General features: G+C 43.7%; 22 protein-coding genes and 1 other RNA gene. 15 read left to right on the top strand and 8 right to left on the bottom strand.

Annotated elements, in window-relative coordinates:
• Positions 1 to 42 precede the first annotated feature (42 nt).
• Positions 43 to 425, bottom strand: an RNA gene (rnpB, locus tag ACLWOR_RS08480) — RNase P RNA component class A.
• A 97-nt stretch (positions 426 to 522) separates the two neighbouring features.
• Here rnpB and ACLWOR_RS08475 point away from each other — a divergent pair.
• From ACLWOR_RS08475 to ACLWOR_RS08465, 3 genes are all read left to right on the top strand, one after another.
• Positions 523 to 993, top strand: coding sequence for a fibronectin type III domain-containing protein (locus tag ACLWOR_RS08475; protein WP_413940265.1), 471 nt, complete (start codon positions 523 to 525; stop codon positions 991 to 993).
• A gap of 150 nt (positions 994 to 1,143) precedes the next feature.
• A complete protein-coding gene (locus ACLWOR_RS08470; RefSeq protein WP_413940264.1) occupies positions 1,144 to 1,380 on the top strand; it encodes a CPXCG motif-containing cysteine-rich protein in 237 nt (78 codons plus the stop codon).
• A gap of 128 nt (positions 1,381 to 1,508) precedes the next feature.
• A complete protein-coding gene (locus ACLWOR_RS08465) occupies positions 1,509 to 3,095 on the top strand; it encodes an ATP-binding protein (RefSeq protein WP_413940263.1) in 1,587 nt (528 codons plus the stop codon).
• Here ACLWOR_RS08465 and ACLWOR_RS08460 read toward each other — a convergent pair.
• A complete protein-coding gene (locus ACLWOR_RS08460) occupies positions 3,070 to 3,897 on the bottom strand; it encodes a Bd3614 family nucleic acid deaminase (RefSeq protein ID WP_413940262.1) in 828 nt (275 codons plus the stop codon). The genes ACLWOR_RS08465 and ACLWOR_RS08460 overlap by 26 nt on opposite strands.
• A 97-nt stretch (positions 3,898 to 3,994) precedes the next feature.
• Here ACLWOR_RS08460 and ACLWOR_RS08455 point away from each other — a divergent pair, with 97 nt between their 5' ends.
• Together ACLWOR_RS08455 and ACLWOR_RS08450 are read left to right on the top strand one after the other, a co-directional pair.
• Complete coding sequence (locus ACLWOR_RS08455) at positions 3,995 to 4,909, top strand: class I SAM-dependent methyltransferase (protein WP_413940261.1); 915 nt, start codon at positions 3,995 to 3,997, stop codon at positions 4,907 to 4,909.
• 223 nt (positions 4,910 to 5,132) lie between these two features.
• On the top strand, positions 5,133 to 5,753 hold the full coding sequence (locus ACLWOR_RS08450) for a superoxide dismutase (protein WP_413940260.1): 621 nt from the start codon (positions 5,133 to 5,135) through the stop codon (positions 5,751 to 5,753).
• A 214-nt stretch (positions 5,754 to 5,967) separates the two neighbouring features.
• Here ACLWOR_RS08450 and ACLWOR_RS08445 read toward each other — a convergent pair whose 3' ends face one another.
• Positions 5,968 to 6,756 carry a hypothetical protein gene (locus ACLWOR_RS08445; RefSeq protein WP_413940259.1) on the bottom strand — a complete coding sequence of 263 codons (789 nt, stop codon included), beginning with the start codon at positions 6,754 to 6,756 and terminating at the stop codon, positions 5,968 to 5,970.
• Between the two features lie 340 nt (positions 6,757 to 7,096).
• Between ACLWOR_RS08445 and ACLWOR_RS08440 the strand changes: the two genes are divergently transcribed.
• Positions 7,097 to 7,924: a TIGR02147 family protein gene (locus tag ACLWOR_RS08440; protein WP_413940258.1), complete on the top strand. Its 828-nt coding sequence runs from the start codon at positions 7,097 to 7,099 to the stop codon at positions 7,922 to 7,924.
• A gap of 4 nt (positions 7,925 to 7,928) precedes the next feature.
• The gene (locus ACLWOR_RS08435) at positions 7,929 to 8,474 is read left to right on the top strand and encodes a hypothetical protein (RefSeq protein ID WP_413940257.1); all 546 of its coding nucleotides are present in this window, start codon (positions 7,929 to 7,931) and stop codon (positions 8,472 to 8,474) included.
• On the opposite strand, the gene ACLWOR_RS08430 is transcribed toward ACLWOR_RS08435, so the two are convergent.
• Complete coding sequence (locus tag ACLWOR_RS08430; protein ID WP_413940256.1) at positions 8,471 to 9,031, bottom strand: flavodoxin family protein; 561 nt, start codon at positions 9,029 to 9,031, stop codon at positions 8,471 to 8,473. The two genes, ACLWOR_RS08435 and ACLWOR_RS08430, sit on opposite strands and share 4 nt — an antisense overlap.
• A gap of 278 nt (positions 9,032 to 9,309) precedes the next feature.
• Here ACLWOR_RS08430 and ACLWOR_RS08425 point away from each other — a divergent pair, with 278 nt between their 5' ends.
• From ACLWOR_RS08425 to ACLWOR_RS08410, 4 genes are all read left to right on the top strand, one after another.
• A complete protein-coding gene (locus ACLWOR_RS08425) occupies positions 9,310 to 9,825 on the top strand; it encodes a hypothetical protein (protein ID WP_413940255.1) in 516 nt (171 codons plus the stop codon).
• A gap of 66 nt (positions 9,826 to 9,891) precedes the next feature.
• Positions 9,892 to 10,893, top strand: coding sequence for a hypothetical protein (locus ACLWOR_RS08420; RefSeq protein WP_413940254.1), 1,002 nt, complete (start codon positions 9,892 to 9,894; stop codon positions 10,891 to 10,893).
• Positions 10,883 to 11,812, top strand: a complete 930-nt coding sequence (locus tag ACLWOR_RS08415; RefSeq protein WP_413940253.1) for a hypothetical protein — start codon at positions 10,883 to 10,885, stop codon at positions 11,810 to 11,812. Before ACLWOR_RS08420 ends, ACLWOR_RS08415 begins: the two co-directional genes overlap by 11 nt.
• Positions 11,813 to 11,831: 19 nt before the next feature.
• Positions 11,832 to 12,821, top strand: a complete 990-nt coding sequence (locus tag ACLWOR_RS08410; protein ID WP_413940252.1) for a hypothetical protein — start codon at positions 11,832 to 11,834, stop codon at positions 12,819 to 12,821.
• Between the two features lie 119 nt (positions 12,822 to 12,940).
• Here the strand turns inward: ACLWOR_RS08410 and ACLWOR_RS08405 are convergent, their stop codons facing one another.
• Both ACLWOR_RS08405 and ACLWOR_RS08400 read right to left on the bottom strand, forming a co-directional pair.
• Positions 12,941 to 13,465, bottom strand: a complete 525-nt coding sequence (locus ACLWOR_RS08405; protein ID WP_413940251.1) for a BON domain-containing protein — start codon at positions 13,463 to 13,465, stop codon at positions 12,941 to 12,943.
• Positions 13,466 to 13,499: 34 nt separating this feature from the next.
• Complete coding sequence (locus ACLWOR_RS08400) at positions 13,500 to 13,883, bottom strand: HPF/RaiA family ribosome-associated protein (RefSeq protein ID WP_413940250.1); 384 nt, start codon at positions 13,881 to 13,883, stop codon at positions 13,500 to 13,502.
• Between the two features lie 205 nt (positions 13,884 to 14,088).
• Between ACLWOR_RS08400 and ACLWOR_RS08395 the strand changes: the two genes are divergently transcribed.
• Positions 14,089 to 15,009 (top strand): LysR family transcriptional regulator, encoded by a 921-nt coding sequence (locus tag ACLWOR_RS08395; protein WP_413940249.1) that lies wholly within the window; start codon positions 14,089 to 14,091, stop codon positions 15,007 to 15,009.
• Here the strand turns inward: ACLWOR_RS08395 and ACLWOR_RS08390 are convergent, their stop codons facing one another.
• Positions 15,010 to 16,242 (bottom strand): M20/M25/M40 family metallo-hydrolase, encoded by a 1,233-nt coding sequence (locus ACLWOR_RS08390; RefSeq protein ID WP_413940248.1) that lies wholly within the window; start codon positions 16,240 to 16,242, stop codon positions 15,010 to 15,012.
• A 78-nt stretch (positions 16,243 to 16,320) separates the two neighbouring features.
• On the opposite strand from ACLWOR_RS08390, the gene ACLWOR_RS08385 reads away from it, so the two are divergent.
• Complete coding sequence (locus ACLWOR_RS08385; RefSeq protein WP_413940247.1) at positions 16,321 to 17,865, top strand: DUF4080 domain-containing protein; 1,545 nt, start codon at positions 16,321 to 16,323, stop codon at positions 17,863 to 17,865.
• Here ACLWOR_RS08385 and ubiG read toward each other — a convergent pair.
• Positions 17,862 to 18,632 (bottom strand): bifunctional 2-polyprenyl-6-hydroxyphenol methylase/3-demethylubiquinol 3-O-methyltransferase UbiG, encoded by a 771-nt coding sequence (gene ubiG, locus ACLWOR_RS08380; RefSeq protein ID WP_413940246.1) that lies wholly within the window; start codon positions 18,630 to 18,632, stop codon positions 17,862 to 17,864. The two genes, ACLWOR_RS08385 and ubiG, sit on opposite strands and share 4 nt — an antisense overlap.
• Positions 18,633 to 18,756: 124 nt before the next feature.
• Here ubiG and ACLWOR_RS08375 point away from each other — a divergent pair, with 124 nt between their 5' ends.
• Together ACLWOR_RS08375 and ACLWOR_RS08370 are read left to right on the top strand one after the other, a co-directional pair.
• A complete protein-coding gene (locus ACLWOR_RS08375; RefSeq protein WP_413940245.1) occupies positions 18,757 to 19,128 on the top strand; it encodes a DoxX family membrane protein in 372 nt (123 codons plus the stop codon).
• Positions 19,129 to 19,192: 64 nt separating this feature from the next.
• Entirely contained in the window at positions 19,193 to 20,977 is a 1,785-nt protein-coding gene (locus ACLWOR_RS08370; protein WP_413940244.1) for a glycosyltransferase family 39 protein, read from the top strand.
• Positions 20,978 to 20,982 lie beyond the last annotated feature (5 nt).

Here is a 20,982-nt window from a genome sequence, read left to right as displayed (position 1 = left end):
CAGAGCCTTCGACCGAAAGGCTGCTAAAAGACACGAAATTGGGAGCGCGGTTTTGCTATAAGCCGGATTCTGTCCAAAACACCAGGTCCCATAAGTTTCCCGATATTCTTAGATGATCATTCCTCTAGGAGCGACATTACTGTCGCCCTCAAGCGATCTTACCCGAAAGCACCGGACTGGCCGTCCTTATTCGCTTTCCTATTTGATCTTGCTCCGCGCAGAGTTTGGCTGTTTTCACTCCAGCGGCTCCCCTGACCCTCCCGTTCCCGGTGTCAGGCTCAATGCCCTGGACATTCTCTCTGTTCCACTGTTCCTAGTATTACTACCGAGGGGCGTTACCCCTTGCGCTGCCATATGGAGTCCGGACTTTCCTCTCTAATATCAGATATTTAGAGCCTTAAAAGAGCGATCATCCGCAAAACCGACGGGTTTTTTAACACCCTCCAGCAAAATTCGCAAGAAGGTTTTCTAAAATCCCATTTTATTTTACTTTCAAAGCACTGATTACAAAAGGACTTAATTATGAAGATCTTGATCTCCCTCGTGGCGTTCGCAATGACATTGGCTCTATCAACTCAATCTCTAGCTGAAGAAGCTGCACACGGTGGCGGTCATGGCGGCGGTCACGGCGATCTAGCTGCTAAAATGAACGCACTCTTCCCACCTAAAGAAGCAAACCCTGCACGTCGTGATGTGCCCGCGAAACCAGAGCTTGTTTCTCCTGCTTATTTCGCGACTATCAAAGCTGACAAAGCAAACCTTGAGTGGAAAGCAATCGAGGGCGTTGAGTACCACGTACAAGTTGCAACTGATGCAAACTTCAAATGGCTTGTAGCGAATGAATATCATGTAAAAGGAAATAACTTTGAAGTGGCAGGTCTTGAGGCGGGTCACCACTACTTCTGGAGAGTGGCTGCTGTAAAACCAAATAACTGGAATACATTCCGCAAAAGTTTCTTCGCAACTTCAATGTTTGCGACTCCAGCAAAATAATAATTTCCTCTCGAGAAAAACTAAAAAAGCCTTGAAGATTTCTTCAAGGCTTTTTTTATTCCTAGACTCATTCTTTGTAAATCACCACAGGACCTTTTGATCTTATTTTTTCGCGCGATAATTCTCTTATGAATTTCTAAGGATTTTATTATGCGTGAAGAAAGAGCCGATTTTGATTTTAATAATTTTGAAAGTTTCGAACGAACCCAAGTCGAAAAGAAATTTCGTTGCCCGTATTGCCACGAAAAAATTTCGATGGTGATGGACGTTTCTGAAATAGGTCGCCACCTCTATATCGAAGACTGTGAGGTCTGTTGTCGCCCCATTGAAATCAGCTATTCCGCTGATCGAGGCCGCCTCTTCGACTTCACGGCGCGCAGCATTTAAAATGAAAAAATGTCATGCGACAACAAATCTAGTGCTTGTTTAGAGCTACTGAACACCAATTACAAAACTTTAATTCCTAAAAGTTTTTGTAATTTTATTAAGATGAAGAAATCAAGGACACTGTCGAAATGAATGATTCTGTTTACGATGCTTTGTTAAATTCGAACGCCGTAGTTGAATTTGATGTTAGAGGACACATCCTCTGGGCAAATCAAAATTTTCTCGCGTTGATGGGTTACGAACTCGATGAGCTCAAAGGCAGACATCATTCCGTTCTGTTGCCAGAAAATCATCATCAAGAATTCGAATATCAGAGAATGTGGAGCCTCCTTGCTTTGGGACAACCACAACAAGGTGAATTCAAACGCGTCAAAAAAAATGGCGAAATACTTTGGGTCCAAGGTTCTTACACTCCTCTTCGCGGTCCCCGTGGCGACGTCTTGAAAGTCATTAAAATGGCCCTCGACGTGACCGAAAAACGCACGCTCGAAGAAAATTTGAAAAAGAAAAACCAAGAGCTTTTAGCCGTTGCAAGTAAAGCGAAGGCCGCAACATATGCAAAGTCTGTGTTCCTCGCAAACATGAGTCACGAAATCAGAACACCTTTAAACTCTATTATCGGAATCACTGATACTTTGGCAGAAACTCCTCTTGATCATCAGCAAGCTTCATTTGTTGAGATCCTTCAGCGCGCCAATCATCAGCTCATGACAATTATCAACGACATTTTAGATCTTTCAAAGGTTGAAGCCGGTGAAATCGAAATGAAGCCGCTGCCGTTTGAAATGCAAAAAGTTTTAGACGATCTCAATGCAGTTCTGGGTTTCCGCGCGAAAGAAAAAGGTTTAGATCTTCAACTCAACATTGATTCTGATGTCGAGGAATTTTTCTTAGGCGATGCAGATCGCCTGCGGCAAATTTTAATCAACTTGCTGAATAACTCGATCAAGTTCACACATCAAGGTTCGGTTTCGTTAACGATTTCAAAAAATCGCACAAGCCGCCCGGGGAACTTACTATTCTGTATTGCCGATACAGGTATTGGAATTCCTCGCCATAAATTCAAAGATATCTTTAGACCTTTCACTCAAGCCGATCCGACAACGACTCGTCGTTACGGCGGCACGGGCTTGGGACTTTCCATTACTCAAAAAATGGTTCATCTGATGAACGGCGATATTTGGCTTGAAAGCGAACCAGCCGTGGGAAGCGTATTTTACTTTACCACGACGATGCCGGTGACTACAGAGCGAGTCACAACTGTGCACAATCCATTGCAGGGCAAATTTCAGCTCACGGATCTGAAACACAATTTAATCAGCACACGTTTGCGCATTTTGGTCGTCGATGATGTCGATGACAATCGCAATCTTTTTGGAATTTATTTGCAAAACACGATTCACAACATCAGTTATGCAAGTAGCGGCCTAGAAGCCTTGAAAATGATCGAAGAAGAAGACTTTGATTTGATCTTTATGGATGTGCAAATGCCAGAAATGGATGGATACGAAGCTACACGCCGTATTCGTCTGTATGAGAGCAGCAAGGGCCGTGGAGCAACTCGTATCATTGCTTGTACAGCTAATGCCTTCTCGGAAGACGTTGCGAAAAGTTTGCAAGCGGGTTGTGATCTGCATTTATCTAAACCTATTCGCAAAGACACTCTGCTCAAAACTATTAGCTATTACTTCAGTCCTCGCGAAGCTGTTTGTTAATTCCGTGTTGATCTAAAATAGTGGCCGTTGAAAGCCGGCCCTTTTCCTCGACTCCATAATAAACTTGCACTGACAAGGGTTGCTCACACCAATCATAAATCATCCCCGCGCACATCTTGCAGGGTTTGTGAGTCGAATAAATTTGTGCACCGATGGGAATTTTCTTTCCGGTTTCGCGAAAATATCTTTGCACCATATTCACTTCAGCATGCAGGGTTTTATTTTTAGAATTGGAGTTTACGCCATAACCTAAAACTGTGCCTTCTGCAGAAATCAGCAAAGCTGCGATTCCTCGGTCATAATCGTGTAAAATTTCACCACGAGGAACTTCACTGGCGACCTTGGCGGCACTTTTTAAAAGACTCTTAGGCGTTGTTGCATCCTTCGATGGCAAAAAACTCACAAGCCTTTCTAATGGCCATTGATTGCTGGAATTCAAGAAGGCCTTGGGCTGATAGAACATTTCTGCTTTCCCAATTTCAATCATCTCAAGAGATTCACCGAACGAACCTTGAGGCCTCATATCGCCTGTCGCTCTTTTGGCAACAACTTTGATCATACCCTTGTCCATTTCGGTGAGGGTGGCTGTCGTAAAGATCCGATTGCGCAGAATAAAGAAGCTATGATCGATGAACTGCTCAAAAAGACCCTGCAAGAGTTTTACAACCGCTGACGACGGCGCAGGTGTCCGTTTAGGATAGTAGGAAAAGAAAACTTTGCCTTGGTGTTCGACGAAGGCCACATCCATTTCCGGTTGGACCAAGTAAGAAGCTATCTGAGAGGCTCTGAATTCGTCTGACACTGGGGATTCCTTTAAATTCAGACTGAAATTACTATCTTTTTGGCTCGAGGAGCAGGTTTTTGTTCCCCTTCCCGCAAATTTTGTCTAAAACCGCCACATGATCCAAAATCGTCTCGAAAAAAATCTCAAAAAACTGAAACCCTGGGCTGACCGTGCGCAAATCGAGGCCTACCGCCTTTATGATCGTGATATTCCCGAGTTTCCGTTTATAGTCGACGTTTATAAGGATCACTATGTTGTTTACGACAAAAGCGAAGCCTTTAAAGATAAAGACAAGAACCATTTGCCGCTGGTGATGGATGCGATCAAGGCGATTTTCAAAACCGATGACAGCAAAATCATCCTCAAACGAAGAGAGCGCCAAGAAGGTCTTAAACAGTACGAAAAAATCGAAGAACAAAATCAAACCTTTGTCGTTCGCGAAAGCCAAGCTGTTTTTAAAGTCAATCTTTTGGACTATCTCGATACCGGGCTTTTCTTGGACCACCGCCCGATGCGCAACAAAATCTATAAATCTGTGCGCGGAAAAAGATTTTTAAATCTGTTTTGTTATACGGGTTCGGTCAGTGTTTTCGCAGCTCTCGGTGGTGCTTACACCACGAGCGTTGATATGTCGCAAACTTACTTGAGCTGGGCTCAAGATAATTTTGCACTGAACAGTATCGATTTGGGTCATCATAAATTTATCAACGCAAATGTCATTGAATGGTTGGCTGCTCAGCCTGCGAATCCCGTATTTGATGTAATTTTCCTAGATCCACCTACATTTTCAAATTCGAAAAAAATGTCGGACACATTTGAAGTTGAACGCGATCAAGATTTTCTCATCGAGAATTGTATGAAAATGCTCGCCCCTGAAGGCGTGCTTTATTTCTCGAATAACAAAAGAAAATTTAAACTCTCAGAGAAGGTTTTGTCTTCGTACAAAGTGCGAGATCTTACGGAAGAAAGCATCCCGCAGGATTTTCACGACAAAAAGATCCACAACTGTTTTGAGATCAGACATAAATAAGCAGTTCACACGCTTTTACCCAGCCAAAGACTTCAAGACTAAGCGCGCCAATTCTCTGGCCGAAGGTCTTAAATATTGTCACGAAGAACTCACAGGGCCGCCGCTGCATGATCCACGTTTGTGCGTCAGATGCTAGGCGATAACGCTTAATTCGTAGACCGCCTTCTGTTTTCATTATATTTTCATTTCACGAACATATAATTCAGAAAACAGGAGGCCTTTCATGTTCAAATTGCCACAACTTCCGTATGCGAAGAACGGACTTGCTCCTTTGTTCAACGAAGAACAAATGACATTCCACTACGACAAACATCATAAAGCTTACATCGACAACTTGAACAAGTTCGCAGAAACAGATTCTTCTTTGAAAGGCAAAACTTTAGAAGAAATCACTCTGACTTCTTCTGGTGGCGTATTTAACAACGCAGCTCAAGCTTGGAATCACACATTTTTCTGGTTTGGTATGTCTCCAGCTGGTCAAGGTGGCGCTCCATCTGCTGACCTTGAAGCAGCAATCAAACGCGATTTCGGTTCAATGGATGAGTTGAAAGCGAAATTCGTTGATGGTGGTGTTAAAACTTTCGGTTCTGGCTGGATCTGGTTGTGCACAGATGCTTCTGGCAAACTAAGCTTGGTATCGACTTCAAATGCAGCGGTTCCATTTACAAACAACGGACCAACGCCAATCTTGACGGCAGACGTTTGGGAACACGCTTACTACATCGACTACAGAAATCTTCGTCAAAAGTTCTTGGAGACTTTCTGGACTCAAATCAACTGGAAGTTTGTTTCTGAAAACTACGCTTCCAAAAAAGTTCGCGATTTGACGAAATCAATGACGTAAAATAAGTGGCCCCTCAAAAGAGGGGCCTTTTAGTTTCATTTTGACGGTAAAAGTCTTAGGGGGCCGTCAAAATAAAAAATGGAAATAATTTAAGATCTATGATTGAAACCCCAACTCTGATCCCTCCCATTATTTGGTTATGTTGATATAACGAAACCACAAGTCAAAAAGAAGATGCAGTTCCCCATCTTCTGTTTTCACCACTGATTTCTGCTCACCTCACCATTCGCATTTGAGAGCGTGATGAAGAAATATTCTTCCGATCCCTGCACAAACCTCGAGATTGGGAGTTCATGCTGATGATCGATGGTGATTTATTCGTGTCGCATTTCGTCTGTGTTTCAGAGTTGCTGCCACTGTTGAAGAGAGTCACATACTCTGAGTATCTGTTGTCTCTCGCGTTGAAATCATAAAGAATATCGACTTGCTTGTTTCTGGTGAGGCAAAGGCCTCCACTGCTGTTAACTCTAAAGGCGATGTCGGTCTTCGTGTATGATGAGCTCGCGTAGTTAGTTGAATTCGAGTCTGAATCAAGGATGTAAGCGCTATAGATGCCTTCTGGAAGTTGACCACATGGTGCTAATGAAAGTTCTTTGGTATTTATAATCTCCGCACGATAATCCCCCTTCATTTCACAGATCTTGTTCCCCGTTGCCTTATTCACGATGACAATCTTCACTGCGCTGCTCAAAATCAAGTTGCTGCCGAACTTTTCGCTGCGAATGTTTGAACACTCGAACTGGAACTTTATTTTGAGAGAGCTGCTTTCTTTACATGCTGTCGGATCTACTCCAGGATCTCGATCATCCGATTCACCCAATCGAATCGGATCTTCTCCTGGATCTCTCCCAAATACCGTTTCACTACTCACTTTGTCTGTTTTCGCAAGCTGATCGACTTCAAAGTGAGGGCGTGAGCAATTTTGATAACTCACACCGATGACCGTTAAAGCACCTGCTATCTTGATGTAAGCCAGTGTCTTGTTGAAGTTTAACGGTTTCATGTTGTACAGTTCCTATGTACAGGCTTAACAATGCAAACCAGAAGCCGAAGTCCAAAACGCGTAACTTCAACTACTTACCAACCGCGAAGTTGTTGAGGTCCTATTCAGTTTCATTCGCAGACAGGCGATAAGTTCTTGAGATCTTTAAGCTAAAGCGGCGTTACCCAGTAACTAGACAAAGGTCAAAAATTTGATCACACCTTTTAAGACACTTAAATTCATTTTTAAATCGAAAATCTTTATATCTATTTGTAACTACGTATAAATCTCATTTTGAGATGATCACATTTCTTTTATTTCATATGTTAATTCGCAAGAAAATGTTGAATACTATAAGTAGATGAGCAAACCAAATGTCTATAGCTATCATGACTATCGGACTTTTCTGAAAGATTGGATTTCTTCTCTTCAAGAAACTCAATCCGATCTTTCTATGCGCAAGCTCGCAGAAAAATCTGAACTTGCTGTCGGCTATCTACCAATGGTTCTCAGCGGTAAGCGCAACCTCACAGTCAAAGCGCTCGAATCACTAAAAAAGCACCTCAAACTTAAAACAGATGAAATCGCTTATCTCAAATACATGATGGAACTCAACGACTCTGATTCTCGCGAAGACAAATTAGAACTCGTGAAGAAGATGCAGAAGTTCCACAAATACGGCGAAGAAAATGCCAAAGAGCTTGAAGCTTATAAATATCTGACGAAATGGCATTACGTCGCTTTACGTGAAATGATTCTTTTAGAAGATTTTAAAAACGACGTTGATTGGATCCAAGATCGACTGAGTTTCGCCGTCACACCTAAAGATATCAACGAGGGATTGAGTTTTCTTTTAGAACACAACTTCATTGAAAAGACAGCCAAAGGAAAATTCAAAGTTAAGGATAAAATCATCGATTGCTTTGACGGCATATATCGCCTTTCTTTAGGCGAGTTTTATAAGCAGGTGTATGCGCTTGCTGTTGAATCTATTGAAAAGGTGCCGCGCAATGAGAGACTCTTATTAGGGCACACTTTTGCGGTATCAAATGAAGCTTTTGATAAAATTAGTGACGTCTTAAATGAAGCATTGGCGAAAATCCGTGAGATTGAGAAAAATGACTCTCAAAGAGACCGGGTTTATCAAGTTTCGTTTGCGGCTTTTCCATTAACAAAGAAGAAGGGATAACTTCATGAGAATCTTCTTGCTCTCTCTTGCGTCTCTCATGTTTCTCGGTTGTGCTAAGGATAGCGGGACCTCTACCGGCAATCCATTAGTTGCACTGAAGTTTGATTCCTTTACGTCAACACTCGCGCTTAAGACAGGTGATGTCGGTACTGAAGCTGTATCTTCCCTCAAACTTTGCTTTAAACGTTTGCGCTTTAAACTTGCCAACACTACGGCTGAAGACGAAGTCGATTTCTATCTTGGTGATGTGACAATTTCTAATCTCGGAACGGATTTGGGATCCATCAACCTGCCAATTGGAACCTATGACCGCGTCGAGTTCGACCTTGATGAGGACTGTCCGTCAACCAAGAGTATCCAATTGGTTAATTCGTCAGGAAGCTTTAGCACTACGGACCGCATTTCGATCCGCTTCGATGGCACCTTCACTCATACTGGCAGCAGCGACGTCCTGGGCATGAGCATCCAACAAATCGTGGATTCTCTGAACACAGTCACGAACAGCAGCCAACTGAAAGCCAAAGCCGAAGGCGCCTCCGGCAGCTTCTAAAGCCAAAGGCGACGAGGATCTTTTTTATCGACGGGCCAATCGGCCCAATCGATTTTGATTTCGCTGGCCTTGATAAGATTTAACAAAATCAATTCCGCATCTTCTTTCTGCCAGAAGTCCGCCGCATGAGAATTCTTTTTTGAAAGAGCAATATCAGAAACGAGAGAATACACCATTCCACTCATCGGCGGGATCAGACAACCGAACGTCGAAAGCACGCCTTGCAATCTTGAGAGGACACCTTTACCCCCCACTGAGTGCATCAATACGAAAACCGCAGCTGGTTTTCCCATAATAGCTTCCGTGCCTTCGAGGTCCGTCATGTCTTCTAAAAGTTTTTGTAGAGGGCTTCCCCAAGAATCCCAGTACGTTCCAGTCACGAAGACAAACCCATCCGCTTTCGCGATTTCTTTTTTGAAAGCAGAAGAGTAGCTTTCGTTTGCCAGATGCACGACTGACAGCTTCGCTGCATTGAGCTTAGGTAGAGATGAGATAAAGCGCGCGCAATTGCCCTTCTTACCAGAAGGACTTCCGTTTATAACTAAGATCTTCTTCATGACTTCCTCTATATATAGACAACTACTCCATCAGTGCCACTCGCAAAAATCAAATGTTTCATTTTGAGACGGAAAAATCTGACAATATTTGGTAGCGTCTGCGCACTCACAAAACAGCGCAGATGAATTTTAAGGGTGCGATTCATTTTTTGAAATCGGGTGCTCCCAACTCCGAACGGATGCAAATGCCATGGCTTCAACTTTAATTTGAGCCTATCAATTTGGCACACCCCTCGCATTGAAAAACCTCGTACTCAAACCAAAACAAGGAGAGATTCATGAAAAAAACGATCGTATCAGGTGTTATCGCGACAGCTTTACTTGCCGGTGCTGCTGCCCCTGCATTTGCTGATTCTGGCATCCAAGCTGCTCAACAAATGACTGAAGAGCAAAAAGACCTTAAAACTCAACAAATCATCGTAGCGTTGAGAACAGCTCAAGAGCAATTGAAGCAAGCTAATAAAGAGCTTAGCGACGCCCAATCAATCGCTGAGTATGCTGCTTTTGCGAACGCAGGTCTTAAAGGTAGTGAGTGGGCTTTTGCACTTATGGGTGCTAAAGACGCGGCTTTCGCGGTCATGGCGAAAGACAAACCAGCTCTTTCTAAAGCTCTTACTAAAGTTATCATCGGTGCAAGTGCTTACGTAGGCCACAAAGCTTATCTGGATGACGCTGTTGAGCGCCGTTCAACTGTAAGCGAAACAGAAGCGAAGAAAAGACGCGATGAACTTAAAACGAAAATCGACGACCTTCAACGTGACCTTGCTGCTGCGCTTGTAGAAGCAAAAAAATAATTATTACCGGCACGCGGCATCTTTGTCGCGTGCTGGATTTCTTGTGAAGACTTACCGGAGAAAATTATGAATGCGAAAAAGTTTCTGTCTGTCATGATTAGCACGGCTCTCTCTATTTCGAGCACGCAGTCTTTGGCGAAAACTGAGAATCTTTTTCGATCGTTCGACTCTAAGTCTTCAGAACAAATTCAACGAGAAATCGAAGCGGAAAAGGTTCGACTAGAGCCGCTTTTAAATTATGCCACCGAAGTCGACAACTTTTTAGTCGAAGCCGGCGATGAAGGATTGCTGACAGATTCACAAGAAAAACGAGACGGTCTACTCAGAGGAGCGATCGCAGCCGCCATGGCTTTCACGCCTATCGCAGTTACTTACAATATTGGCTTTAGCGAAGCCGTCTATCAGGAGATGAGAAAAGAAGACCGAGCTCTTTTCAAAGAGGCTATGGACCAAGCTCACGCTTATCACAATGAGTTTATTGAAAGTTTAAAAAAGACTTTCGATACAACAACCGCACGAAATATGCAGAAGCTTGAAAAGGAATACCTTCAGCACATTGATGAATTTGAAAAAGCGACTGGAAAGTATACCGAATCCATCTATGCTGCCAGAAATATTCTCCCAGGTCTTCGTTCAAACATCAGATTCGAGATTGAGAAGGCTGGCGGGGATGCAGGAAAAATTTTTCTTGCTAATGTCGAAGAGTATTTGCAGCACCATGCCTTCAATAAACGTTTTATGACTCCTTACGGAATTAAAGTAGATGCCCTTGAAGCGCGCTTAAGTAAAAAAAGATGGTTAGGCGTTCTCGTATCGGGTATTGCCGCGTCGGCTGGTGGAGCATTTTATTACTTCACAGATAATGCTCACAAGTTATCCGACCGTAATAAAGACGACATTAAAATACTTCTAAAAATGAAGAAGGATGGCCTGGATCAAGAGGTTGAAAACTACATTGATAAGGTTTTTGTCAACCAAGCCAAAAATGAAGCCAACATACTTGCGATCCAAGAGCGCATCATCCTGCTTGAAACTGTCTTAATGATGAGAGGCACAGTTGAGAAATAGTTTTTTCGCACTCATTCTGACGTTCTCTTTTTTGGGCGGAACAGCCTTCGCTGCTGGCCCCCAATGCGCAGAACTATTTGCGGAAAGCCTGCAACCCACCGCAGGGGCTGATCTCGGCCCTATCGAGATGGTGCGAAATCTCAAACAGAAATTTTTCCCGTCGAAGCTAGTTAAGAATTTCGATCAGCGTGCCTATGAAAACTCGGTTGCCGCAATTAAGAGTCAAGATCTTCGCGTGGAAAATGGCTTTAGACCCGAAAATTTAGAACAAGCTATTGCTTATTTAGACGTGCAGCTGGAATCACTTTCGATTTCGATTCCTCAAATGCCGCCCGTTCTTCGCCATAAAATTTATAAAACAGTTTCCGGCGTCCTTAAAGCCCAGGGCCGCAATTCAGATTCAGCTGCACAAGGCCTCGCGAACCTCATTTTCCGTGGCAGTTACACTAAGCCAACAAGCTTCTATAATATTCTGACGCATATGCCGCAAAATTCAGGGCGAGAAATGTTCGTTCAGCATTTACATACACTTGAAGTCACAAGCATCGTGACAGCTGCTTATGATTACAACTCAGGTCCGAAAAAAGCCGGCATGATAGAAAGACATTTACCAAAATTCTTGAAAGAGCATCGTGAAATCGCGATGGCTTCTCTTTGGGGCGGCATTAGTATCTACAGTACGATTAGCTCTCACTCACTTGAATCTATGTTTTTGCCTTCGCTCAATATTTTTAAACTCAAAAAACACAGAAACGACATCGAGCAAATCTACCTTGAGAACGGCCTTGAGGCGACGATTGAAATGCTAGGCGTAAAATACGAAAACACGGCTACTTTCAACTTCACTTATGCCGTCATCGAAAAAGCAATGAACTGGTATTTTTTTGGATCTATTTTAACAGTTTTCACTGGACCTTAAAGGTTCACGGAGAGTCAGTATGAAACCGAACAAGATAGTTTCGCTTGCAGTTGCAACAGCTCTGACGATTTCAAGTTCTCTTTCAGTTGGTGCAACTTCTATAAAACAATACAATAAGATGACGACGCAAGAGCTTCAGGCGCAGCTTAAATATGCGCGCACGGAAATGAAAAACGTCGAAATCCAAAGCAGAAGTAATGACGAGCTATTAACTATTCTCGAAAAAGAACAATACATGACGCCTCTTCAATCCGCGGCGAATGTCGCAATAAAAGGAGGCGTCTTAGCTGCAATAGTGAGCATCCCTCTTTATCTCGTCGCGAAGATAGAAGTGGAAGAAGGCTTAAACTATGAAAAGCATTTGACCGATCAAAAACGTCTTGAGAGCCAGTCCTGGCAAAAAGCTCTCGATATGCACCGAGATTTTTTGAACGAACTTAGAGCCGGCCTCGATGAGTCTTCAAATGTTAAGAAGGGAACCGCTCCACTTCGTGAAAAGCTGCTGTCTCGTATAATTGAAATTTCATCTAAATACGAACAATCTGTTTCAACAATTGCAGTCCAAAACGTTGAGGCTATTTTGGCATACGCTCAAGATCATACCCAATCCGAAAAAATGGTTATGGAGAAACTGGCTTACAACATGGGACTGCACGCACATAGAACTCCAGAAATCCAAAGCGAACTTAGCAAAAGTTTGCAAAAATATCGTCTCGAATCAAATGCTATGATGAAGAAAAAACTTGGTTTGTTGATTTTGGCTATCGGTGGCGGTTCTTGGTGGCTATTTAAGAATCTCAGCTCTGACCTGAGCGATGAGGATGATATTACTTACGATATCATCAAAGAGCATAAAAGAAATGACAATACAGATGCTGTTCAAGGGACAATTGATCGAGAAATTTTAAAACGCGCTGCTCTTGGAGAGAAAGCTGTTCGCCTTCAAGAAGACATCGTAAAAATCGAAACCGTTCTTATGATGAGAGGCGAGTCCGTCGTCGAAGAGTAAGTTCATTTTCTCTAGAACAAAAATGGAAAAGGGCGCCAGTGCGGCGCCCTTTTTTACTCATGGAGGGATAGGATAGGGAAAAGGATCGACCTATCTGTCTATTTAAAGGAAATTCACCATCAAGAAACCTCCTTCAAGGAGCCTTCAAGAGAAACATCTCCTGAAGGTCTAATAAATTCAGATTCGTATTCCATCTCTAGCGGCAATCGGTGAGGCGGTTCACGAATCTCGATGAAGTTGAGTACGTCGCGCACACCGGAAAGTTCCCACGCCGCACCAACGGCCATGGCTTTCATACGAGGTCTAAAGACCTCCCCTTCCAGTTTCACTATACCATCGACGACTTCCACTTCGACATGCTCGCCACCGATCATAACAAGTTCCGCTAGAGTGGATTTTAAGATCTGAGCGATCTCATCGTCGGTTCGATAGTAGTCTATCGGAACCACTATACGATCTTCGACCGCCCAAACTCCTTCCATTTCGGATATAATTTCAAGGGCCGCGTTTTTCTTGTAGGATGTGTCAACGAAACCGTTGACGATCACAACACCTCCGCGAATCGTAATATCAAGATCAGCAAGGCTCACTCTTTTATCCCACTTAATTCTTTCTCTGATTTTATGTAAAAGAGTACTACTCATTGGATTCTCCTTCTGCCTCTTGTTGCTTAACGAATTAAGCGACGGCTTGTTCCTCTTCTACTGTTGGCCAATAGCCAATCATCGGATCTCTTCGATGATGTTGCGCCTTTTTAGAAGAGCGTCTCTCCAACTGGGTTTTTAATGCGGCGACCGTTTTTGCAACACAGGCTCTAAATCTTTCATCCGTCTTGCGCACCTTAATGATGTTACGCGAACGGCTTGGTTTCAATATGACCTCACAAGTGTAACTTGGTTTCCGAGTTTGCGAGCGGTGTCTTTCCTGCTCGACTCGCACCGTGAGATGAGCATCACTGTCATATTTGAAAAAGAGCTGCACAGCTCCTTCTACTTTCTCAAGTAGATAGTCTTCCAAGTTATCTGATTTAGTGATGTCTCTGTAGTAGATGTCTGTTTGCATGATCTACCTCCTGTCTTGCTTTCATTATCGTTCAACCCCACCATTTCGTTAAATATATAATAAGTAATGGATAGTTAGCTTTTTCCTATGTATTATAGGGCCTGAACTTGGATTTTCTTTGGAGGTTTCATGACTTACAGATCCGCAGCGAAAGACCAGTTCCAAAAAGGCTCCAAAAAAGCCTTGTTAAGAGGGGGTCTAGATCGTGTTTAACTACAACCATTTGTATTACTTTTATGTAACGGCAAAGCTAGGTGGGGTTAGCAATGCAGCTCAATACCTCAGAATCAGTCAGCCTTCTCTCAGCTCTCAGATAAAAGTTTTCGAGTCGCAAATTGGTCAGAGACTCTTTGAAAAAAAAGGTCGTCGCCTGCAGCTCACGGGAGATGGCGAACGAGCTTACGCTTACGCAAAAAAGATTTTTGATGTGGCCAATGAATTCGCCGAATCGTTAAAGTCCCCAACAGAACAACAACGTCGTCGTATCCGCATCGGTGTCACTGATCAAGTTGAAAGACCCTTTGTCGCCGATCTCATTTCACCTCTGGTAAAGGGACAGAAAAAAGGCGAAGAGAAATTGTTTTATGTCAGCTCTACCTCTTCGGAACGACTTTTAGATCAGCTCCGCCGCGAAGAAATTGATCTGCTGTTAACTAATAAACCGGTCTATGCCGAAGATCTGGAAGAACTCGCTGTAGCTCCCATGGCGGTCAATCTTTTTGTATCCACACAAAATCTGCGCGAGCTTAAAATCCGTATTTCCAAACACACCACTCCTGCGGATTTTCTAAATGCCGTGCCGTGGGGTTTGGTGATTCCATCGAGCAAAATGAAACTGCGACACGAAACCGATGTGTTCATTCAAGAGATCAAAGCCCAAAAGAAAATTGTTTTCGAATCGGATATCATCTCAGTCGTGGGACGTGCGATCGTCGATGGTGCCGGGGTTGGGTTCTTACCACGTCCTTATCTTTTGGACGAACTTACTAATGGCTTAGTCACAAGCTTGGGATCAAAAGCTGGTTATTGGAAGCACACGTTGTATTTATTGGGCCGAAAAGATTCACGCTATGACCAAGCCATCGATGACATTGTTCATAGCGTGCAAAGAATGGAAAGAATGTAACTACGGCTGGCGAGCGTCGCTGTTCGCCAAATCCATACCAAAGATCACGGCAATTTTAGAATACATTGCCGAGTGCGCGAAGTTTGAAGTCGGAGAGATCACATCGCGAACAGTGTGAATATTGTTGTTCATTTTTCTCATTGTAGCTTCAAATGGCATCAAAGTTGGATAACCATTTTTGTACCAAGAAGCATGATCACTGCAACCGTATCCGCACTTGTCTTCAGAAATCGTCGCATGAATATAAGTTTCATTTAGTGCACGAAGGTAATCACGCAACCAAGCACTTGTGAAATCCGTCATGCTGCCGATCACGAACTCTCCTGAACCAGGGAACAAAGTCATATCTAACTGAAGGACAGCGACAACATCTTTTTTCTCTGACTTGTAAGAAGCGGCAATTTCAGCAGAACCAAGCAATCCAGATTCCTCACCCGCATACCAGAAAAACTCAATCGTGCGGCGAGGTTGGGGTTTATCCATCAAGATGCGAAGAGCTTCGATCAAGTTCGCGGAACCGGAAGCATTGTCATCAGCACCCGGCGCTTGTGTTCCACCACCCCAAGATTGGTTGATAGAATCCAAGTGACCACCTAGCACCACGATCTCATTTGGCTTTTCACTTCCCAGCAAACGCACACGAATCGATTTCTGTGGCGTGCTTCTGTGAGAAATCAAAGTCACTTCATGTGGAAGATTTGAATTTCCAAGCATCAATTCCAAACGCTGTTGCATTTGTTCAACGTGAACATTTGGAGTTTGTCCTTTGTTGAAACGATTCGGAAAAGACGAAAGCCATTGCACATAGCTTTTCAAATTTTCTTCATTCACTTCACTGATTGCCGATTGAATGTCGGCTCTGTTTTCCAAAGCCAAAGCTTTAAAAGGAGCGCGCTCATACAGATCGTTTTTGCGTTTCATCTCGGCAAATGGAGCAAAAAGCGAGTCAAAATCCATCGCGTGAAGTGAAGAAACTTGTGAGCTTAAATCCTCGAATCCCCCACATTTACCCACGTAATGAGCATTTTCTTGTATTTTTTGCTGCATCTGAGGTGTGATGACCGCATAAGCCACTTCAGACTCTTCATCCTTTGCCAGAACTGGAATGTTCAAAGCTTTGAGGTAGTTTAAGTCCGCTAAAATAGGCTTAGTTTCGAAATTTTCCAGGTGGGTCGGATGCGCGTGAACGACTGACGCCGCGGCGAATAAAAGAACCATCGTGGCCATTTTCATAATTTCAATCCTTTGAAATAGCATTGCTGCCATTTAATCCTAGCTAATTTCGAAGCATGATGGCAAAGAAAATGCGCGATGACTAAAGACATTCTGCTGACCACACTCAACTCTTCATATCCTCACAGTTCATTCGGATTGCGCTATCTTTATGCCAATCTCGGAGATCTCCAAGAGCGTGCGCAAATCATTGAATACACCATTCAAAGAAATGCGATGGATATCGCAGAAAATCTTCTGTCCTTTAAACCCAAGATCATCGGTATCGGCGTATATATTTGGAATTCCCAAGAAAGTCTTGAACTGGTTTCGCTTCTTAAGCGCATCAGTCCCGACACAATTGTCGTTCTGGGTGGACCTGAAGTGACACATGAAAGTGAGTCTCAACAGATCTGCAAGATCGCGGATTTCACCATCAAAGGCGAAGCTGACTTTTTGTTCCGTGAGTTCTGCGAAAAAGCATTGCTCGAGAATGTGTTGCCGGAAAAGAAATTTATCTCGGGCGATCTTCCTGACATTAAAGCGATCAAAGCGCCTTATGCCTACTACACCGATGAAGACATCAAAAATCGCGTGATCTACGTCGAAGTGTCGCGCGGTTGTCCTTATCGTTGTGAGTACTGCCTATCATCTCTTGATAAAGCTGTGCGCAGTTTTGATATCAATGAGTTTTTGGGACATATCCAAACGCTTATCGATCGAGGAACAAGACAATTTAAATTTATCGATCGCACTTTCAACTTAAGCCCAACAACGTGTACGCAGATTTTGGAATTTTTCTTAGCGCGAAGCGATCTAGGATTGTTCCTGCATTTTGAAATGGTGCCAGATCGTTTGCCGACAGAAATTCGTGAGCTGATTAAAAAATTCCCACACGGTGCTTTGCAATTTGAAATCGGAATTCAAACTTGGAATCCCGAAGTTGCAAAAAATGTCAGCCGTCGCAACGACCTTGAAAAAGTAAAAGACAATTTCAAATTCTTGCGCCAAGACACCGGCGTTCACACACATGCGGATTTGATCGTGGGACTTCCTGGAGAGAGCGTTGAGAGCTTTGCCAAAGGCTTTGACGTACTTGCTGGTCTTGATCCCGATGAGATTCAAGTTGGAATTTTAAAACGCCTCAAGGGCGCGCCTATTGCTCGTCATGATTTTGCATTCCAGATGGTTTATGCCGATCATCCTCCGTTCCAAATTTTGCGCACCAAAGATATCGACTTTGAGTGGATGCAAAAAATGAATCGCTTTGCGAAATATTGGGATTTGTATGCAAACAGCGGGAACTTTAAAAAGTTCACAGCCTACATCAAATCACAAGCAACAGAGTCTTTCTTTTGGGAATTCTTTAATTTCTCTGAGTATCTTTCAAAACGTTTTGCTCAGAACTACGGGATTTCTTTGAATAGTCTTTTTGAAGCAGCTTTTAATTACCTCAAAGAAGTAAAAGGTTTTAGCTTTGAAGAAGCACGTGACTTGTTGACGGCCGACTATTTGGCGCCGGGCAATCGTGACTTACCTCGTTTCTTGAAATACGACCTAGTGGCTCAGGCTGCCGCACAAGCAGCCCAAGCAAAAAACAACGTGATCCCTAAACGTCAGCAAAGGCACATGAGCACAACTTAGTGCTCACGCATCTTCTTCGCAAAACCCGTATAAGCAATCATTGTGGATTTAGTGAAAGTGAACTGGAAGTTTTTCGGAACAATTCCAGTTCGGATCAACTCCAGCATCGGCTTTTGAACAAAGACTGGGCGTATGCCTCTCACAGCCACCGTCTCTAAACCAAAGTCTTCCATCCACAGACGCAATTTATTGGGCTCAAGGAAAAGCGAGTACACGTGATATTGCGGAGGTGTGTTCTTCACAAACCACTCCATGCCTTTAATCACCACAAGCCAAGCCAGCGGATTTTTATTAAAGGTATTAAAGAAGAAAAGTCCCCCGGGTCTCAAAACGCGTGATGCTTCGGCGATAACTTGCTGTGGATCCGAGACGTGTTCAAGCATATCCATCGAAGCCACCACATCAAAGCTGCGTGAAGGAAATGGAACATGATAGGCGTCACCTTGGATGTATTTCACTGAATGTGTGCGGTCCCGCGACTCTGCAACCTTTAAACTGGAGGTTGAAAGATCAATCCCCGTCACTTTGTGACCTGCTAGAGCTAAGTCGTTTGAAAGAAAGCCGGCTCCGCATCCGATATCTAAGATTTCTGCGCGAAAGCCAATGTTGCGGCGGATTTCCTCTAAAATCCACGGCATCTCAAGTTTGTGTTGATTGCGCAAAAGCGCGATGGGATCGTCTTGAGCTTCGTACCATTTCTCTGCAAGAAGATCATAGGCCTCATTGTTAATGATTTCTCTATCTAACTTCGCAAGATCCATATCCATAGGCTTCCTCCCCATATTAAGGCTACAGAAGCAACAGCTCACTTGAGTAGGATTCGCTCGGGTCCAGTGTTTACAATCAAGTTAGTTCTTTCATCTCGGAATTTTTTAAAGTAGCATTTTGTTTATGAACTACCTTGAATTGGCACTTCGATGGATTTTTGGTTTGCAAATCGCGTTTTGGGGCCTCAATGGTTTCTTCAACTGGGTGAAAATTCCACCCCAACCTCCCGTCATCGACAAGTTCGTACAAGCTTGCATTGAAGCGCGCTTTATCATGCCGATAGTGAAAATTATTGAAATCGCAGCTGGCGTGATGTTGCTCTTAAATCTTTCGGTTCCCCTCGCTCTTGCACTTCTCGCTCCGATCATGTTTTTGATTACTGGATTGCACGCACTTCATAATCCAAAGCCAGGCGCGATTCTTTTACCGTTGGTTCTTCCTTATGCGTGCTTATGGCTCTTTTACGGGGTCACTTTCCTGCAGTTTTTCCACTAAATCATCGCTAGATGATGACAACGTAACTTGTGGTCAGACATAGGAGGCTCTAGAAAAGGGCCCTATGAGAAAATTCCTGTTAAATACCAATCTTCAGGTGGCGGCTTGTCTTCTCGGTCTGATCTCTCTCATCAGTTGGTTCTATATCCTGACTCCACAGTGGTCCCGAGTTGATTTTACCAACTCCCGCTCGCAAACTTCGCGCTCAACTTCACCGATGATTCCGGTAAAAGAAAACGAAGCGAACGGCATTTTCTGGATCACGCTTAAAAACCAATCACAAGCCATTGCTCCTGATCGTCTGATCATGCGTGTACGTGGCTGCATCACCAATTTTGCAATTAACGATAAAATCATTCCGCTCACCTCTTCGAATGGAGTTTTTTGCAACCGCCTCGAAGGCGCGCCAGCTCCGGCAGCAATTTCAGATTATCTGAAAAATGAAAACACTTGGTACATGGCCGGGATGAATCAGGGTAAAACTTACGGATTTCTGCTTGATAAGGACTGGCGAGATTTGCGCATGTGGCCCGCGCTTTTGCTCTTTGCAATCTTATTTGGATATTTTTGTTATCTAGTTATGCCCTTTTATCATCGCGCGGAAAAAACTTTTGCTGCAGCGGTGTTCACGTTGGCCCTTGCCATCCGCTACTACTTTGTTTTTATCGTTTCTCCTCCGGAATTAAGTATCTATAGTGACATGGCCGCTTACTACAATCGCGCCGTGGAACTTTCATACGGGAGTTTCACCACACGCCAACTTTTTCAACCTCTCGGTTTTACGCTCTGGAGTTGGCTTGTTCGTGAGTTCGGAAACTGGGAACTTTTCAAATGGGGTCAGGTGTTCCTTTCCCTCGGAACTGTGTATATCGTATTTATTATTGCGCACCGACACCTGGGAAAAGTCGCAGCCTTTGTGGCGTTAGCGTTAGCAGCCGTGCATATGCCACAAGTGTCGCTTGCGACTTTGCATCTATCTGAAACTCTCTATGCGTTTTTGCTAACGCTTTCCTTTTGGTATCTTTTGAAAATCAGTGAGTCGAATAAACTGGTCGGTTATATCGGCGCGGGATTTCTGCTCACCCTCGCCTTTTATGTGCGCGGAGCTCACAGCTTCTTTCTCCCCCTCTTCGGTCTGTGGATTTTCTGGCGGGATCGCAAAAATATCGGAAGAGCTTTTTTAAAAAACTTCTCTTTTGCAGTTGGCTGTTTGACCCTGATTATTCCCTTCGCTCTTTGGAACTACAAAATGGTAGGCCAAGCGGCATGGAGCCCTCGCGCCGGTGCCCTTAACTTTGTCGAAGGCAAATGTCCTTGGAAAGATAATACAGACTCTCGCGGCGAACGTTGGATGTCACCGCTCTTTGTCTTCACTCAAGAAACCACCGCACGCAAGTGGCCCCGTCCTTTTTCGGATGATAAATATTTTTGGCAACAAGGGTTTCAATGTATCCAGGAAAATCCAGCTGTTTTGATTGAAAGTTTTCGATCCATTTATTACCTAGCCGCTGGCAATCCACTTTGGCCCGCAAACACCACACTGATGCGTCCGTGGATGCAAACGTGGGAGCCGCTGTTTTATTATCTCATTTTACCGTTGACCTTTTTGGGTGTTCTAATTCGAAGACCTCAAGCTCGTAGCTTCTATGAGCTGAGTTTGTTGATGATACTTTCGCTGTTTTTCACAGTGTGGTTCTTTAAATCAGAAAACCGATTTCGCGTGCCGTTTGATGGATTTCTCATCATGTGGAGTGCCTGGGCCTTAGAGTGGATTTGGATCTTCTGTGGCACAAAAGTGGCTTTGTATCTCATCAGAGACTGGCAACTCAAGCGATCGGCAATTAGATAAACCTT

The organism is Bdellovibrio sp. HCB2-146, assembly GCF_047345725.1.
In the GTDB taxonomy this organism is placed as follows: Bacteria; Bdellovibrionota; Bdellovibrionia; order Bdellovibrionales; family Bdellovibrionaceae; genus Bdellovibrio.
Note: the sequence above shows the minus strand (reverse complement) of the source record. Positions and strands in the feature narration are given on the sequence as shown.